Raw genomic sequence first — 15,738 nt, 5'->3', positions numbered from 1 at the left:
GGAGGACGGCGGACGAGGCGAGAGCAGGCGGCAGTGACGGACACGACGGCGGGATCGACGACGGGCGGATCGGCGGGAGGCGCGGCGGACGACGGCGCGGGCGGCGCGGATCGAGCCGGTCGGACCGGGCCCGGCCGCTTCCGTCGGTGGTACTCGACCCTCCACCCGTCGCTGCAGCTGATCGGGCTGCAGCTCTGGCTGCCGCTGTTCTTCATCGTCGGCTTCTGCCTCTGCTACATCGCGGCGTTCCATGCGCCGCATCCGCACGACGTGCCGGTGGCGATCGTCGGCTCGTCGTCCGAGCTGCAGACGACCCTCGACGAGCGGCTGCCCGGCGCGATCGAGCTGCGCTCGTACGACGACGTGGCGGAGGCGCGGTCGGCGGTCACGAGCGGTCGCGTGGCGGTCGCCTACGATCCGGGCGACGACGCCCTCTACACGGCGAGCGCGCACCAGTACCAGGTCGCCGCCCTGATCCCGGCCATGCTGACGCCGGTGATCGAGGCGGAGGGGGCGGCGGCGCCCGCGGTGACCGACCTCGCCCCGCTGCCCGCCTACGACGAGTACGGCACGGTCTCGCTCTACCTGATGCTCGCCTGGTGCATCGGCGGCTACATGGTCGCCATGTTCATCGGGCTGATGGGCGCGCCGCTGCGTCACCGCACCCGCACGACCGTGATCGTCGTCGGCGGGGCGGTCATCTCGCTGATCACGAACGTCCTGGCCGGGCCGGTGGTCGGCGCCGTGCAGGGTCACTTCCTCGAGCTCTTCCTGCTGGGCTGGGGATGGATCATCGCGATCGGCCTCGCCGTCAACGGCATCAGCTACTTCGTCGGTCGGTTCGTCGCCCTGCCCGCGATGATCGTCTTCGTCTTCCTGTCGATGCCGGCCTCGGGCGGGGCCTACCCGTCGTGGTTCATGCCCCAGCCGTTCGCCTGGCTGAACAACGTCGTGGTGGGCAGCGGCATCACCGAGATGCTGAAGCGGGCCCTCTACGACGTCGGCCCCGGCTACGGTCGCGGACTCACGATGATGCTGGCCTACGCGGTCGCGGGGGTCGTGCTGATGGTCACCGGCAAGAAGTGGTGGGAGCGACGTCGGATCCGCCGCATCGTGACGGGTCGCACGACCATGTTCGCGGACGCCCAGAACGCGAACCGCGACTTCCTGGTCGCCGAGCGCGACGAGGTGCTGCGACGCCACGGGCTCGTCTCGACCGACACCGGCACGATCAACACCGTCGGCGTCGACGAGCGCGGCGACCTGGACGACGGCACGTCGGGCGACATGTTCCTCGGTTCGCCCGGCGGCCTCGAAGACGACACCCTCGACACGCGGCCGATCCCGACGAGACCCCGCCGGTAGGCTGACCGGTCGTGAACCGATCCGCCCTGCACCGCCTGCTCGTCGCGGTCGTCGTCGTCCTGCTGGTCGCCGCCGCCGCCCTCTACGTCCTGAGCGTCACGCTCGCACCGGGCGGCCGTGACGTCGCCGGTCTCTTCGTGGGCTACGCGTGGGGCGCGGTCGTGCTGGCCGTGCTGGTCGGCGTGGTCGACTTCTTCGTCCGCTCGAGCGGCTCCCGGTCGCACCGCGGCGAGCGCTGACCCCGGCCGATCAGGCGGACGGAGCGCCGACGGGCGGCATGCCGTCGGGCAGAGGCCGATCGGAGGCGACGCTCGCGAGGTCCTCGCCGAAGGTGAACTCGTGCGAGACGGCGCCGCCGGCGAGCACGGCCGGGAGCCACACGCGCGCGTCGCTCCACATCTCGTCGAGCGGCAGATCGTCGAGCGCGAACCAGGCGGGGGCGAGCTCGTCGCTCTCGACGGGCTCGCCCGACCAGCGCGTCGTGACGAACACCGTCGAGCGCTGACTCCACGACTCGCGGTGCGGGAACAGATAGAGCAGATCCCCGCGGCGGTCGAGGTCGCCCGGCTGCACGACCACGCCCGCCTCCTCCGCGATCTCGCGGACGATCGCGTCGAGCGCCGACTCCCCCGCCTCGAGCTTGCCGCCGAGACCGACGTACCGCCCCGTGCCGAGACCGCGCTTCTTACGACCGAGCAGCACCTCCGTCCGCCCCTCGACCCTGCGGAGGAGGTAGGCGACGCACACTCGGTAGACCATGCGCCGAGGCTAGCGGCCCCGCGACCGTCGAGGCGCTCGCGCGTAGGCTCGTCCGCATGCCCGAGACACCCGACGCGCCCCGAGGGGGCGTGCCCGAGTTCCGTGGGGCCGGTCGCAGCCTCGAGGTGCTGCGGGCCGAAGCGCACGACGAGCTCGCGGCCCTGATCGAGCTCCGGTGCCGCAACGGCGAGGACCCGTGGGACGTCATCCCCGGTCTGCCCACCGTCGACGAGCAGGTCGTCATCTCGATCCGCGCCGCGGCGCGAGGCGTCGACGGGGTGCCCGTCGCGGGCGGGCTGGGCACGACCGACGAGCTGAGGTTCCTCCGGACGGTCGCGCTCTGGCACCCCGAGCTGTCGCGTGCCGTGTGGTCGCTGATGGGCCGGATCGACGCCGCTTCGCACTGAGCGCGCATCGCGGCCTTCAGTAGGGTTGGCGGATGGCTTCCGTCCCCGCGCCCCGCGCTCCGAAGAGACCCGTCACTCGCAGCCACCACGGCCACGACTTCGTCGACGACTACGAATGGCTGAGGGCGAAGGAGGACCCGGAGGTCCTCGCGCATCTCGAGGCCGAGAACGCCCACACGACCGCGGAGACCGCGCATCTCGCGGGTCTCCGCGAGACCGTGTTCGACGAGATCAGGAGCCGCGTCCAAGAGACGGACCTCGGCGTCCCCGTCCGGGAGGGCTCGTGGTGGTACTACTCGCGGACGGCCGAGGGCTCGCAGTACGGCATCCACTGCCGGGCGCCCATCGCCGGCCCCGACGACTGGACTCCCCCGGTCTTCGGCGCCGACCGCCCCGCCGAGGGCGAGCAGGTCCTCCTCGACGGCAACGTCGAGGCCGACGGACACGACTTCTTCTCGCTCGGCAGCTTCGACGTCTCCCCCGACGGCCGACTGCTGGCCTACGCGGTCGACACCGAGGGCGACGAGCGCTACACCCTGCGGATCCGCGACCTCGAGTCCGGCTCCGACCTGGACGACGAGATCGCCGACACCGCCCCGGGCGCCCTCTTCGACGCCACCGGTCGCTACGTCTTCTACCCCACGGTCGACGAGTCGTGGCGCCCCGACACCATCTGGCGTCACGAGGTCGGCCGGGCGGCCGACGACGTCACCGTCTTCACCGAGCCCGACGACCGCTACTGGATCGGCGTGGGCCTGACCCGCAGCCGCCAGTACCTCGTGATCGACATCGGCTCCAAGATCACCAGCGAGACCTGGCTGCTCGACTCGAGCGACCCGACGGGCGAGTTCCGCGTCGTGTGGCCGCGCCGCGAGGGCGTCGAGTACGAGGTCGAGCACGCGATCGTCGCGGGCAGCGACCGCCTCCTCGTCGTCCACAACGACGGCGCCGAGAACTTCGAGCTGGTCGACGTGCCGGCCGACGACCCCACCTCGACCACCGACCGCCGCGTGATCATGCCGCACCGCGCCTCCGTCCGGCTCGAATCGGTCGACGCGTTCGCCGGCCATCTGGTCGTCGAGTACCGTCGCGATGCACTGCCCCGCTTCGCGGTCGTCCCGCTCGACGCCGACGGCTACGGCGACGTGACCGAGGTCGCGTTCGACGAGCCGCTCTTCGCCGCGGGCGTCGGCGGCAACCCCGAGTTCGCCCAGCCCACCGTCCGATTCGGCTACACCTCGTTCGTCACCCCGTCGACCGTGTACGACCTCGACGTGCGCACCGGCGAGCGTCGCCTGCTCAAGCGGCAGAACGTGCTCGGCGGCTACGACCCCGCCGACTACGAGCAGTCGCGCGAATGGGCCACCGCGGCCGACGGCACGCGCGTGCCCGTGTCGCTGGTCTGGCGCCGCGACGCCGTGCCGACCTCGGGCCCCGCGCCCGTCCACCTCTACGGCTACGGCTCGTACGAGCACAGCATCGACCCGGGCTTCAGCGTCGCCCGCCTGTCGCTGCTCGACCGCGGCGTCGTCTTCGCCGTGGCGCACGTGCGCGGCGGCGGCGAGCTGGGTCGCGCCTGGTACGAGGGCGGCAAGACGCTGACGAAGAAGAACACGTTCACCGACTTCGTCGACGTCGCCGACCACCTCATCGCCGAGGGCCGCACCACGCCCGAGCTGCTCGTCGCCGAGGGCGGCAGCGCCGGCGGCCTGCTGATGGGCGCGGTCGCCAACCTCGCGCCCGACCGCTTCGCGGGGATCGTCGCCGCCGTGCCCTTCGTCGACGCGCTCACGAGCATCCTCGACCCCGATCTGCCCCTCACGGTGATCGAGTGGGACGAATGGGGCGACCCGCTGCACGACGCCGAGGTCTACGAGTACATGCGCGGCTACAGCCCCTACGAGAACGTGCGCGAGGGCGTCGCCTACCCGCGCATCCTCGCCGTGACCTCGCTCAACGACACCCGCGTGCTCTACGTCGAACCCGCCAAGTGGGTCGCCCGGCTGCGCGACGTCGGCGCGCCCGTGCTGCTGAAGACCGAGATGTCGGCCGGGCACGGTGGCGTGAGCGGTCGCTACGAGTCGTGGCGCGAGCGCGCCGTCGAGATCGCATGGATCCTCGACGTGCTCGGTCGCGCCTAGGCGGCCGACCCGGGCGGGCCGGCCCGACCCGCGGACTCCGAGGAGGCGCGGGTCGGCCGGGCCGGCGGCCGTCGGCAGGTCAGCCCTCGGCCCCGAGGCCCCTCGCCAGCTTCGACCGCGACGACGAGACGACGGCCCCGGCGGCGAGGACACGCTGCTCGACCGCGTCGAGCAGACCCTCGCCCGGCTCGCCGTCGACACCCGGCGCGAGCTCGACCTCCCACTCGCGCCAGCGACGCTCGGCGCCCGACGCGAGTCGCGTCGCGGTGACCACGTCGTCGGCGACCTCGGCGAGGGCCGAGTCGTCGTCTGCCAGCAGCATCAGCACCGAGCGGTTCGTCGCCAGCCGGAGCACGGGGCGCACCGAGCGCCCGTCGAGCACGCCGGCGACGAGTGCCAGCAGGTCAGCGGGCACCGGCTCGTCGGCGGATCCGAGCGGCCAGTGCACCTCACGACGGCCCGTCGTGCCGGCCTGCGGCGGCAGCTTGAGGTGCCAGCCCTCGTCGCCTCCGCCCTCTCGCCTCCTCAGGGTCGTCCGGGCGGCGACGAGCGCGTGGTCGTCGGTGTCCCAGTAGGTCGCCACCAGCTCGACGGCGGGTCGCGGCTCGGTGCGCCCGACGACGAGCCCTCCCCCGGAGACCCCGCCCAGGTCGGGGACGACGGCAGTCTGGTCGACGTCGTACTTGCGCTCGATCTCGGTCTGCTCGGTGCGGCTCATGCCTCCAGTTGTAGCCGGTCGCCGGGTGCGGGGCGAGCGGCCCGCCCCGTGAGGGAGGCGGGACGACGTCGTCGAGCCGCGCGCGCCTCCTCGGGGGCTCGCCGCGCCTCCTCTGCCACGCCGCCTCGGGGGCTCGCCCCGCGCCTCCTCGGCCACGCCGCCTCGGGGGCTCGCGCCGCGCCTCCTCGGCCGGGCGGGCGTAGGGTCGTCGCATGAGCGACGTGGCACCGAGTCTGGCCGGATGGATGGCGCGACAGCGCTGGTACGCGACGAAGGGGCGGACGCCCGCGTTGCGGGTCATCGGGTCGTACGAGTCCGATCTCGGCGACGCGCTCGCCCTGACTCTGCTGATCATCGACGAGGCCGGCGACACCCCCGTGCTGTACCAGGTGCCGCTGGTGAGCCGCGAGGCACCGCTTCCCGGCGGCGACGCGGCCTTCATCGGCTCGGCCGACGGCCGCTACCTCTACGACGGGCCGCACGACCCCGCCTACGCCCGCGAGCTGCTCCGCACGATGACGGACGAGGCGCGCATCGACGGCGCCGACGTCTCCGTCGAGGGCACCCGCATCGTCGACCCCGGCACGGTGCGGCGCTCGCGCGTGCTCTCGGGCGAGCAGTCGAACACCTCGATCATCTACGACGTCGAGGGCGGACCGGTCGAGCACGTGATCGCCAAGGTCTTCCGCGTGCTGCACCACGGCGACAACCCCGACGTCACCACCCAGGCGTCGCTGACCCGCGGCGGCTCGACCCACGTGCCGTCGTCGTTCGGCTCGCTGCGCGCCACCTGGACCGACCCGGGCCGAGACGGCGGGACCGCCACCGGGCACCTCGCGTTCTCGCAGGAGTTCCTGCCCGGGCTCGACGACGCCTGGCGCGTCGCGCTCGCGGCCGCGGCGGCCGGGACCGACTTCACCGCCGAGGCGCACGACCTCGGCGTGGCCGTCGCCGAGATGCATGCCACCCTCGCCGTCGAGCTCGGCAGCGTCGCCGCGGGGCCCGACGAGATCGACGGCGCCCTCGTCAGCATGCGCCGGCGCATCGCCACGGCGGCCCGAGAGGTGCCCGAGATCGCCGAGCACGAAGCCGCCATCTCGCGCGTCTACGACGCGGCCGGTCATCTCGCCTGGCCCGACCTGCAGCGCATCCACGGCGACCTGCACCTCGGACAGGCGCTGCTGTCGCCCGAGCGCGGCTGGATGCTGATCGACTTCGAGGGCGAGCCGCTGCGCCCCATGCCCGAGCGCTCGCGTCCCGACCTGCCGATCCGCGACATCGCCGGGATGCTGCGCTCGTTCGACTACGTCGCCGGGTCGCTCGCCCACGAGTCGACGCCGGTCGACGCGCGCGACTGGGCCCACGACGCCCGCAAGGCCTTCGTCGACGGCTACATCGCATCGTCGGGTGTCGACATCCGCGCGGCCCGCGCACTGCTCGACGCCTTCGAGATCGACAAGGCCGTGTACGAGGCGATCTACGAGAGCCGCAACCGGCCCGACTGGATCAGCATCCCGCTGACCGCTGTCGCCCGCCTGGCGGCGCGGAGCACGCCCGCCGCCGGCTGACGGTCGCGTCTGCCGGGCCTGCCGGGCCGAGCCGAGGAGGCGCGGTGCCGGCCTTCGAGGACCGGCACCGCGCCTCCTGACGCACTCGACGAAGTGACGCGAAGCGGCGCCTCGGCTCACCCGAAGGGGCCCTTCGAGTCACCTCGATGCACAGGGGGCCGCGGCCCCTGCAACGAAGTGACGCGAAGAGGCGCCTCTGCGCCCCGAAAGGGCCGAATCGAGTCACATCGTTGGGGGCGGACGCGGGGCGCGGCGCCTGGGCTCGCCAGAGCGCCCGTTCGAGCCACCTCGATGCGCTCGGGCCACCGCCCCCGAAACGAGGTGACTCGAAACGGCGCCTCGACGCCCCGGAGGGGTCGTTTCGAGTCATCTCGACGCTCCGCGGCGCGCGGCGCGCGCCTACGGCCGGGGGATGTTCCGCAGGTTCGACCGGGCCATCGCGACCGCCTCCCCCGCGCCGCCGTTCATGACGATCTTCGACAGGGCGAGCGAGAACCCCTTGACCTGAGCGCCGCTGATCGTCGGCGGCAGAGACAGCGCCTTCGGGTCGGTGGCGATGTCGACGAGGGCGGGTCCGTCGTGCTCGAACGCCGCCTCCAACGCCGTGCGGAGATCGCGCGGGTCGTCGACGTGCACCGCGTGGATGCCGATCGCCCTCGCGACGGCCGCGTAGTCGGTGTACGGCACGTCGACGCCGAAGTCGGGCAGCCCGTCGACGAGCATCTCGAGCTTGACGAGCCCCAGCGTGCTGTTGTTGAACACGACGATCTTCACCGGCAGCCGGTACATCTGCGCCGTGACCAGCTCGCCCATCAGCATCGACAGCCCGCCGTCGCCCGAGATCGACACGACCTGCCGCTCCGGGAACGCCATCTGCGCTCCGAGCGCATGCGGCAGCGCGTTCGCCATCGACCCGTGCAGGTACGACCCGAAGATGCGTCGCTCGGGCGTCGGGGTGATGTACCGGGCGGCCCAGACGTTGCCCATGCCGGTGTCCGCGGTGAAGATCGCGTCGTCGGCGGCGACCTCGTCGACCAGAGAGGCCGCGTACTCGGGGTGGATCGGCCGCATCCCCTCGACGTCCTTCGTGTAGGCGCCGACGACACCCGACATCAGCCGCTCGTGCTTCTTGAGGGTCTTCTCGAGGAACCTCCGGCTCCTCTTGCGGCGGACGAGGGGCATCAGCGCACGGAGGGTCGGCGCGATCGCCCCGTGGACGGGCACGTGCACGTCGGCCCGACGACCGATCACCTCGGCCTTGACGTCGACCTGCGCGATCGTCACCTCGTCGCCGTCCGGCAGGAACTGCGGGTACGGGAAGTCCGTGCCGAGCAGCACGAGCAGGTCGGCGTCGTGGATGCCCGCGTGGGCCGCCCCGTAGCCGAGCAGCCCGGTCATGCCGACGTCGAACGGGTTGTCGTACTGGATGACGTCCTTGCCGCGCAGACTGTGCCCGATCGGCGCGCCGATCAGGTCGGCGAGCTCGATGATCTCGTCGTGCGAGCCCCGACCGCCCTCGCCGACGAACAGCGCCACCGTCTTCGCCCGGTTGATGGCATCCGCCAGAGCCTCGACGTCCGCGGCGGCGGGGACGAGCTCGGCGGCCCCGACGGTCACGGGGGTGGGCACGCGACCGGCGGCGTCCAGCTCGGCGATGTCTCCGGGCAGCGTGATCACGCTGACTCCCTCGCCCGCCAGGGTGTGGCGGATCGCCGACGCGACGACGCCAGGCGACTGCGGCGCCGTCGAGATCATCTCGCTGTAGCCCGAGCACTCGACGAAGAGCCGGTCGGGGTGGGTCTCCTGGAAGTACCCCGAGCCGATCATCGTGCTCGGGATGTGACTCGCGATCGCCAGGACCTTCGCCCGGCTGCGATGGGCGTCGTAGAGACCGTTGATCAGGTGCAGGTTGCCGGGGCCGCACGACCCCGCGCAGACGGCCAGCTCGCCGCTCATCTGCGCGTCGCCGGAGGCCATGAACGCGGCGGCCTCCTCGTTGCGGACGTGCACCCAGTCGATGCCGCCCTTCGCCGACCCCCCGGTCCGCCGGACGGCGTCGACGATCGGGTTGAGGCTGTCGCCGACGATGCCGTAGATGCGCCGGACCCCGGCGGAGACGAGCTGGGCGATGATCTGATCGGCGACCGTGTCGGCCATGGGGTTCCTCCTCGTGGTGTGCCTGATGCGGCTCCCAGCCAACTCCCCCGCCGCTCACCGGCGACCAGGCTTAGGCTCGGGTCATGAGTGACACCGCCACCGCCTACGTCCCCGCCGCCGGATCGATCACGATGTTCAGCACCTCGTGGTGCGGCTACTGCGCCCGCCTCAAGCAGCAGCTCGGCAAGCAGGGCATCGCCTACACCGAGGTGAACATCGAGGAGGTCCCCGGCACCGCCGAGATCGTCCAGAGCGTCAACGACGGCAACCAGACCGTGCCGACGATCATCTACCCCGACGGCTCGACGGCCACGAACCCGTCGCTCGCCGACGTGCAGGCGAAGCTCGGACTGTAACCGCGCCTCCTTCGCCATCCCGACGAACCGACGGCTGCCTCGCATCGATGCGAGGCAGCCGTCCGTCGTTCGGCGGGCGGACCCGACCGGAGCCGAGGAGGCGCGGTGCGGGCCCTGCGGATCAGCTCTGCGCGCGCGGGGCGAAGAACTCGATCTGGTTGCCGTCCGGGTCCTTCACCATGAGGGCGTGACCGAAGTCGGCGTCCTGCAGGTCGGACTCGATGCCGGCCGCCGTGGCCTGCTCCTGCCAGGCGACGACGCCGTCGCGGTCGGCGACGGCGAGACCGATGTGGTCGAGCCCGGGGGTGGTCGGGTTCGAGACGTCGGCCGAGCCGTGCGTGTAGGCGGTCACCCCGAGGATCTGCCCGTTGCCCACCGGGAACAGGTGGCGGTCGAGGCCGTCGAGCTGGATGCGGCCGACGGGCTCGGCGCCGAGCAGCTTCTCGTAGAACGGCAGGCTGGCGTCGAGGTCGGACACGGTGATGGCGACGTGGGCGTAGCCCTGGATCTCGGGCATGGTGTGCTCCTAGGGGTCGAGTGCGGGTTCAGGATCCACTGAACCCGCGCTCTCTGGGAGACGACCCCCGCACTGCGCGCAGGGGACAGCGGCCGGCTCGCTGCCGGCCGCGCCGCGAGTCAGCCGCCGAGGGCCTCGGTCAGCATCGCGATCAGGGCGTCGAGCTGCACGTCGGTCGACGCCGCGAGCTCGCTGTCGTCGCCGTCGAGGGCCCGGGCGGCGAGCCCCGCCTTGCTGTCGATCAGCTCGGCGATCTTGGTGTCGATCGTCTGAGCGGCGATGACGCGCCACGCGGTGACCGGCTCCTCTTGGCCGATGCGGTGCACGCGGTCGATGGCCTGCGTCTGCTCGGCGTCCGTCCACGACAGCTCGGCGAGCACGACGTTCGAGGCGACCTGCAGGTTGAGCCCGACGCCGGCCGCGGTCAGCGAGCAGACCACGACGGCGACCTCGGGGTCGTTCACGAAGGCGTCGATCTGGCGCTGGCGCACCGCCGGCGTCTGGTCGCCGCGGATCGACGCGTACTTGATCCCGCGCTTGGCGAAGGTCGCCTCGGCGGTGTCCATGACGTCGATGTGCTTGGCGAAGAAGACGACCTTGCCGACGTTCCGTGCCAGCTGCGCGGTGTAGTCGGCGGCGAGCCCGGCCTTCGCCTGCCCGATGCGGCGCACCATGCTGAAGACGTTCTCGCCCGACGACGACGAGCGGCTGTCTTCGAGCTCCCATCGAGCGACCTGGCGGACGAGGTCGTGGTCGACGCCGTCGACGCGGACGCCGGAGGTGCGGGTCGACAGGGCGGACCGGTACCGCTCGACGAGGCGGCGGGCCAGCTCGCGCTCCGCCTCGCGGATCGAGCGGCCGACCTCGTCGTCGAGCTCGACGGGCAGGTCGGCGACGCGGCGGGCCGGGATGTCGGCGGCGACGTCGACCTTGCGGCGGCGGACGATGCCCATGTCGATGACGATCTCGCGGGCCGACGAGAAGAAGCCGGGGTCGGCCGGGGTGAGACCGGCGTCTTCGAGGCGTTCGAGCAGCTCGGCGTTCGGCTTCTTCTCGCCGATCCAGCCGAGGAACTCCCAGATGGCGCGGAAGTCCTCGATGTCGTTGATCAGCGGCGTGCCGGTGAGGGCCATCAGCAGCGGGTGGGCCGTGCGCTGACGGATGCGCTGCGACAGCTGCATCACGTGGCGGGACCGCTGCGACTCCTTGTTCTTGATGAAGTGGGCCTCGTCGACGATCATGCCCTTGAAGCCGAGCTCGCCGAGCCAGCCGACGTGGCGGTCGAGCACCTCGTAGTTGACGATGACGACGTCGGCGAACGCGTCGAGGTTCTCGCCGTCGCCGTGGATGACGGTGGCGCTGCGCGTCGGGGTCCAGAGCTGGACCTCACGGGCCCAGTTCGTCTTCACGACGTTGGGGACGACGACCAGCAGCGGATAGGCGTCCGCCGCCTGGGCGGCGAGGAGGGCCTGGGCGGTCTTGCCGAGACCCGGCTCGTCGGCGAGCAGGTAGGTGCGGTGACCCTGTCGGGCCGACTCGACGAGCTGCGCCTGGTGCTGCATCAGCGTGGCGCCGGCCGGAGCGTCGACGGTGGTGGGGTCGGGCAGCGGCATGCAGGCGGGCCCGCCGCCGGCGCCGTACTCGAACGACTTGAAGAGGGGGCCGAAGAGCTCCCAGTTGGCGAGTCGCACGGGGTGCGCCTCGCGGGCGACCTCGGCCAGCGAGAAGTCGGGCGGCAGGAACGGGTTGGCCAGCTGACGCGAGATGACCGACTGCGGCACGACCTGACGCTCGGAGGCGACGGGGGCCGGGGCCTTCTCGGTGACGATGACCAGCTCTTCGGGGGCGAGCTCGAGACCGGCCGACATCTGCAGATCGCGCTTCAGCGCCTTCGCGGCCTCGGAGACGACGGCCTCCTCGGCGAGGAGCGCGATCAGCGACGTGTCGCGGGCCGCGGTCTTGGCGAGGATCTGCGCGACGCCGTCGAGGCGCTTCATTTGCTCGGCGCGCTCGGAGTCGCTGATCGCCTTGTCGACCTTGACACGCGCGCGCTCCTCTCGCATGAGCAGCGCGACGACCTGGAACTTGGTGCGCGACGAGGGCTTCACCTGGCCCCGCTGGGCCGCGGCCTCGACCTCGCGCACGGCGCGGGCCAGGACGGGGATCAGCCCGTCGTTGTCGACCTCGCGGCGACGGTTCGAACGGGTGGCGGTGCGTGTTCCGCCCGATTGACGTTGGCCTGGTCGAGCCAAGGCTCCTCCTCGTGGTCGACGCGGGCGTCGACGGTGCTGTGTCGTCGTGGCGACGACGGTGCGAGCAGGTCGGCGCCCGATGCGCGCGACCGTGCCCGCGGTGGGGCTGGACGTGGATGCAGCTGTGGTGTCCGTAGAGAGACGGGTCACCACGCCCCGACGGGACCGACGGGCACGAGCGGACCGGACGAGGGCGGGGCCTCGTGGCGGGCCGGGTCGGTCGACGACGCGGGCGGTGATGCTGCGGTCAGTTTACGCGCACGCGGGCGACCGACGCCACCCGCGCCTCCTCGTGTGTCGCGACGGTCAGTCGCCGGCGTCCGACTCGGCGACCGGCAGCCGCAGAGCCCCGACGGCGGCGGCGATCAGCTGCACGGCCTTGCGGCGACCGGTCTCGGTTCCGAGGGTCGCCTGTCCGCCGGCGTGGGCGAGCAGCTGCGAGGCGACGGCCGGCGCCAGGCGCTCGGCCCACTGCGGCACGCGGTCGCTCCAGACACGGGCGACCTCGTCGGCCAGGCGCTCGCAGGCGCGTGCCTCGGGGTCGTCGCCGTTGCCGCGGTGCCACTGGCCGGTGACGACGAGATGCGCGACGAGGGCCGCCGCGTCGCGGGCCGGGTGACCCACCCCGGCCGTGTCGATGTCGAGCACGCCGGTGACGCGCCACGGCTCGGCCGGGTCGACGAAGAGCTGCTCGAGATGGAGGTCGCCGTGGATGACGGTCAGCGGGTCGCCGACCCAGCTCGCGCGGCGCCGGTCGATCTCGGCGTAGACCGCGTCGATCTCGGCGGCCCGCCGCGGGAGCTGCCCGAGCAGCGTGGCGCGGTGCCAGCCGCCGTGGTCGAGCGCGTCGGACTGCGCGGGCGCCACCACCGGCACGGTGGCCGTCAGGCGCCCGATCTCGACGAGCTGGTCGACGAAGCGCGGGTCGTCGGCGAGGGCGAGCACGTGCCGCCCAGCCGGCTCGCCGGGCACCCGCTCGAGCACGAGCAGCCCGTCGGCGCGTGAGGCGAGCACGGCCGGCACCGGGACGCCGCTGCTGCGGAACGCCGTGTGCAGGTCGACGATCGGGGCCACGCGATCGGGGCGGATCACCTTGAGGAACAGCGTCGCCTCGGCGGAGTCGAGCCGGATGACGGCGCGCTTGCCCGGTCGGTAGGCCGCGACCGTCAGCGTCGGCGACGTCACGACGATGCCGAGGGCGGCGAGCGACTCGACCACGCGGTCGGGGAACGTGACGCCGGCGAGCGCGGGCAGCATCGGGTCGGCCGGGTAGGCCCAGACGGCGAGGGGCCGCCCGGTGCCGGGGTCGGTGGCGATCACCGACGAGCCGTCGGCGGCGCGGGCGTCGGTGTCGATGAAGGTCAGCACGGTGGCCGTCGCACCGAGGGCGTCGACGGTGTCGACCTCGTAGCCGTAGAGGAACCCGGCGCCGGAGGGCTCGACGGAGTGCGGTCGGAACGAGACGACGGTCACACCGGAGTTCGCGAACGCTGCAGGGAGGATCTCAGCCGAGTTGGGCCACACCCCGTCAGTGAACCAGCCCGCGCGACGGGCACCGTGCGCGCAGGGCCGCGGGGTGACCGAATCGTGATGGACCGCTCACGGCGATCGGTAGTCTGGGCCCGTGCCGTCCCGTCGCGTGAGACCCCTGCCGAGGGGGTTGCCGCGCATGGGAGTGGCGTCGCGCATCCGCCAGTCGAAGCGGACGCCCCTGCTGCAGGTCGTCAAGACCTCGGCGGCGGTCATCGCCGCCTGGTTCGCCTCGGTGGCCCTGCTGCAGCAGCCGCTGCCGATCTTCGCCGCCATCGCCGCGCTGCTCGTGGTGCTGCCGAGCGTCAACCAGTCGTTCGTCCGCGGTCTCGAACGGAGCGTAGGCGTCATCGCGGGGGTGCTGATCGCCTTCGCCGCCGGTCTCGTCTTCGGCGACGCGACCTGGATCGTGCTCGTGATCGTCGTCGTCAGCCTGCTGGTCGCGTGGGCGTTCCGGCTCACGCCGAGCTCGGCGAACCAGGTGCCGATCTCGGCCATGCTCGTGCTCGCCATCGGCGCGCAGACCCCCGACTACGCGCTCGACCGGGTGCTCGAGACGATCATCGGCGCGGCGATCGCCCTCGCGGTGAACGCCCTGATCGTGCCGCCGGTGCTGCTCGCGCCCGCGCATCTCGCGGTGGGCCGTCTCGCCCGCGACATCGCGTCGGTGCTCGACGAGACCGCCGCCGTGCTCTCCGAGCCGGTCGACGCGGCGCGGCTGCGGGCGGGACTCGACGATGCCCGTGCGCTGCGCGCAGCCCAGGCCCGCGCCTCCTCGGCGGTCACGGCCGGTGTCGAGAGTCTGCAGCTGAACCCCCGGGCCAGCCGCAACCGCTCGGTGCTCGAGGCCGACGGGGCGCTGCTCGACCGCCTGACCGTGCTGGTGAACCGCGTGGTCGGCATGGTCCGCTCGGTGCACGACAACTACGACCCGGGGCTGGCGGACGACCCCGTGGTGCAGAGCATCGCCGAAGACCTCCGTCGTGCGGCGCACGACGTCCGCCTCCTGGCCCGGACCACCGAGGAGGCGCGCCCGGCCGACACGGGCCGGCCCGCCTCGTCGACGCCGTCGCCGTCGCCCGACGACACCCCGGCGCTGACCTCGCCGGTGCAGGTGCTCCGCCCCGACCCCGACAACTGGGTGCTGGTCGGGTCGCTGCTCGAGGACCTCCGCCGTGTGCGCGAGGAGATCATCGGCTGACCGGCCCCGCGCCTCCTCCGGGCCCGCCCTGCACAGCTCGGATGAGGAGCGCCTGGCAGCGCGCGTTCCCGAGCGGACGGAAGTGCCCGTCGACCGGGAACTCGAGATTGGTCGCACCGGGCAGCACGCTGCCCTCGGTGACGTGCGCGTCGAACCGCGACGCCATCGAGGTGATCCGCGCGTTCGCGTCGACCTGGTCGGCCAGGCGGAGGAGGGCCGCGTCGCGCGGCGAGAACGCCCGCAGCGCCGGGTTCGGCAGCACCGTCGACCACCGCGTGCCCGAGAACGGGCTGTTGACCGTCACCATGCGGGCGATGCGCCGGTCGACGTCGGTCGAGACCATCATGGTCTTGCCGATGAGACCGCCCTTGCTGTGTCCGAGCACGATGACGTCGCGGAGGTCGTGCGCATCGAGCACCGCCTGGGCCGCCTCGGCGGTCGTCGCGATCGGGCGCCGGTTGTGGCGCATCCCCGGCACGACCACCACCGGATGCCCCAGGGCGTTCAGCCGATCGGCGATCGGCCGGAGGAACCGCCACGTCTCGTAGACGCCCGGCAGCAGCAGCACGGGGGCGCGATCGCCCTCGCGGTAGGCCCGGGGGACGGATCGCTTCGACGGCGGGTCGAGATGGACCCGCCAGACGAAGGCGTAGTCGAGCACGAGGCACCGGACGAACCGGCGGAGACCGACCCGGCGTCGCCCCGGCCGTTCGCGGGAGGGGGCGTTCGTCATGACCTCAGGCTAGGCGCGGCGGTGGGTCCGTGCC

Annotated in this window: 14 protein-coding genes; 7 read left to right on the top strand and 7 right to left on the bottom strand. The window is 72.6% G+C overall.

Annotation, left to right across the window (positions count from 1 at the left end; all coding sequences use genetic code 11):
• Positions 1–33 precede the first annotated feature (33 nt).
• Positions 34–1,365 (top strand): ABC transporter permease, encoded by a 1,332-nt coding sequence (locus tag SOM13_RS01940; protein ID WP_320478006.1) that lies wholly within the window; start codon positions 34–36, stop codon positions 1,363–1,365.
• Between the two features lie 11 nt (positions 1,366–1,376).
• Complete coding sequence (locus SOM13_RS01935; protein WP_192060091.1) at positions 1,377–1,604, top strand: hypothetical protein; 228 nt, start codon at positions 1,377–1,379, stop codon at positions 1,602–1,604.
• A 10-nt stretch (positions 1,605–1,614) separates the two neighbouring features.
• On the opposite strand, the gene SOM13_RS01930 is transcribed toward SOM13_RS01935, so the two are convergent.
• Positions 1,615–2,124: an 8-oxo-dGTP diphosphatase gene (locus SOM13_RS01930; RefSeq protein ID WP_243215740.1), complete on the bottom strand. Its 510-nt coding sequence runs from the start codon at positions 2,122–2,124 to the stop codon at positions 1,615–1,617.
• 56 nt (positions 2,125–2,180) lie between these two features.
• Between SOM13_RS01930 and SOM13_RS01925 the strand changes: the two genes are divergently transcribed.
• Entirely contained in the window at positions 2,181–2,531 is a 351-nt protein-coding gene (locus tag SOM13_RS01925) for a hypothetical protein (protein ID WP_192060087.1), read from the top strand.
• A 32-nt stretch (positions 2,532–2,563) separates the two neighbouring features.
• Entirely contained in the window at positions 2,564–4,672 is a 2,109-nt protein-coding gene (locus SOM13_RS01920; RefSeq protein WP_320478750.1) for a S9 family peptidase, read from the top strand.
• A gap of 79 nt (positions 4,673–4,751) precedes the next feature.
• Here SOM13_RS01920 and SOM13_RS01915 read toward each other — a convergent pair whose 3' ends face one another.
• Positions 4,752–5,390, bottom strand: coding sequence for a CYTH domain-containing protein (locus SOM13_RS01915; protein ID WP_320478749.1), 639 nt, complete (start codon positions 5,388–5,390; stop codon positions 4,752–4,754).
• 212 nt (positions 5,391–5,602) lie between these two features.
• Between SOM13_RS01915 and SOM13_RS01910 the strand changes: the two genes are divergently transcribed.
• Positions 5,603–6,958 (top strand): maltokinase N-terminal cap-like domain-containing protein, encoded by a 1,356-nt coding sequence (locus SOM13_RS01910; protein ID WP_320478748.1) that lies wholly within the window; start codon positions 5,603–5,605, stop codon positions 6,956–6,958.
• A gap of 399 nt (positions 6,959–7,357) precedes the next feature.
• On the opposite strand, the gene SOM13_RS01905 is transcribed toward SOM13_RS01910, so the two are convergent.
• The gene (locus tag SOM13_RS01905) at positions 7,358–9,115 is read right to left on the bottom strand and encodes a pyruvate dehydrogenase (RefSeq protein ID WP_320478747.1); all 1,758 of its coding nucleotides are present in this window, start codon (positions 9,113–9,115) and stop codon (positions 7,358–7,360) included.
• An 83-nt stretch (positions 9,116–9,198) separates the two neighbouring features.
• Here SOM13_RS01905 and SOM13_RS01900 point away from each other — a divergent pair, with 83 nt between their 5' ends.
• A complete protein-coding gene (locus tag SOM13_RS01900; RefSeq protein ID WP_055794805.1) occupies positions 9,199–9,471 on the top strand; it encodes a mycoredoxin in 273 nt (90 codons plus the stop codon).
• A 121-nt stretch (positions 9,472–9,592) separates the two neighbouring features.
• Here the strand turns inward: SOM13_RS01900 and SOM13_RS01895 are convergent, their stop codons facing one another.
• From SOM13_RS01895 to SOM13_RS01885, 3 genes are all read right to left on the bottom strand, one after another.
• The gene (locus SOM13_RS01895; RefSeq protein ID WP_192060075.1) at positions 9,593–9,988 is read right to left on the bottom strand and encodes a VOC family protein; all 396 of its coding nucleotides are present in this window, start codon (positions 9,986–9,988) and stop codon (positions 9,593–9,595) included.
• Positions 9,989–10,107: 119 nt separating this feature from the next.
• Entirely contained in the window at positions 10,108–12,240 is a 2,133-nt protein-coding gene (locus SOM13_RS01890; protein ID WP_320478746.1) for a DEAD/DEAH box helicase, read from the bottom strand.
• 306 nt (positions 12,241–12,546) lie between these two features.
• Complete coding sequence (locus tag SOM13_RS01885) at positions 12,547–13,764, bottom strand: aminoglycoside phosphotransferase family protein (RefSeq protein ID WP_320478745.1); 1,218 nt, start codon at positions 13,762–13,764, stop codon at positions 12,547–12,549.
• 100 nt (positions 13,765–13,864) lie between these two features.
• Between SOM13_RS01885 and SOM13_RS01880 the strand changes: the two genes are divergently transcribed.
• On the top strand, positions 13,865–14,971 hold the full coding sequence (locus SOM13_RS01880) for an FUSC family protein (protein WP_320478744.1): 1,107 nt from the start codon (positions 13,865–13,867) through the stop codon (positions 14,969–14,971).
• On the opposite strand, the gene SOM13_RS01875 is transcribed toward SOM13_RS01880, so the two are convergent.
• On the bottom strand, positions 14,961–15,704 hold the full coding sequence (locus SOM13_RS01875; RefSeq protein ID WP_192060069.1) for an esterase/lipase family protein: 744 nt from the start codon (positions 15,702–15,704) through the stop codon (positions 14,961–14,963). The two genes, SOM13_RS01880 and SOM13_RS01875, sit on opposite strands and share 11 nt — an antisense overlap.
• Positions 15,705–15,738: the final 34 nt, after the last annotated feature.

The sequence above is a fragment of the Frigoribacterium sp. CFBP9030 genome, assembly GCF_034045195.1.
GTDB lineage: Bacteria > Actinomycetota > Actinomycetes > Actinomycetales > Microbacteriaceae > Frigoribacterium.
Note: the sequence above shows the minus strand (reverse complement) of the source record. Positions and strands in the feature narration are given on the sequence as shown.

What these genes read in the sequence shown, in the direction of transcription:
- SOM13_RS01920 (WP_320478750.1), top strand. Translation starts at nt 2,564, where the DNA reads ATGGCTTCCGTCCCCGCGCCCCGCGCTCCGAAGAGACCCGTCACTCGC.
- SOM13_RS01875 (WP_192060069.1), bottom strand. Translation starts at nt 15,704, where the DNA reads ATGACGAACGCCCCCTCCCGCGAACGGCCGGGGCGACGCCGGGTCGGT.
- SOM13_RS01905 (WP_320478747.1), bottom strand. Translation starts at nt 9,115, where the DNA reads ATGGCCGACACGGTCGCCGATCAGATCATCGCCCAGCTCGTCTCCGCC.
- SOM13_RS01930 (WP_243215740.1), bottom strand. Translation starts at nt 2,124, where the DNA reads ATGGTCTACCGAGTGTGCGTCGCCTACCTCCTCCGCAGGGTCGAGGGG.
- SOM13_RS01915 (WP_320478749.1), bottom strand. Translation starts at nt 5,390, where the DNA reads ATGAGCCGCACCGAGCAGACCGAGATCGAGCGCAAGTACGACGTCGAC.
- SOM13_RS01925 (WP_192060087.1), top strand. Translation starts at nt 2,181, where the DNA reads ATGCCCGAGACACCCGACGCGCCCCGAGGGGGCGTGCCCGAGTTCCGT.
- SOM13_RS01910 (WP_320478748.1), top strand. Translation starts at nt 5,603, where the DNA reads ATGAGCGACGTGGCACCGAGTCTGGCCGGATGGATGGCGCGACAGCGC.
- SOM13_RS01900 (WP_055794805.1), top strand. Translation starts at nt 9,199, where the DNA reads ATGAGTGACACCGCCACCGCCTACGTCCCCGCCGCCGGATCGATCACG.
- SOM13_RS01895 (WP_192060075.1), bottom strand. Translation starts at nt 9,988, where the DNA reads ATGCCCGAGATCCAGGGCTACGCCCACGTCGCCATCACCGTGTCCGAC.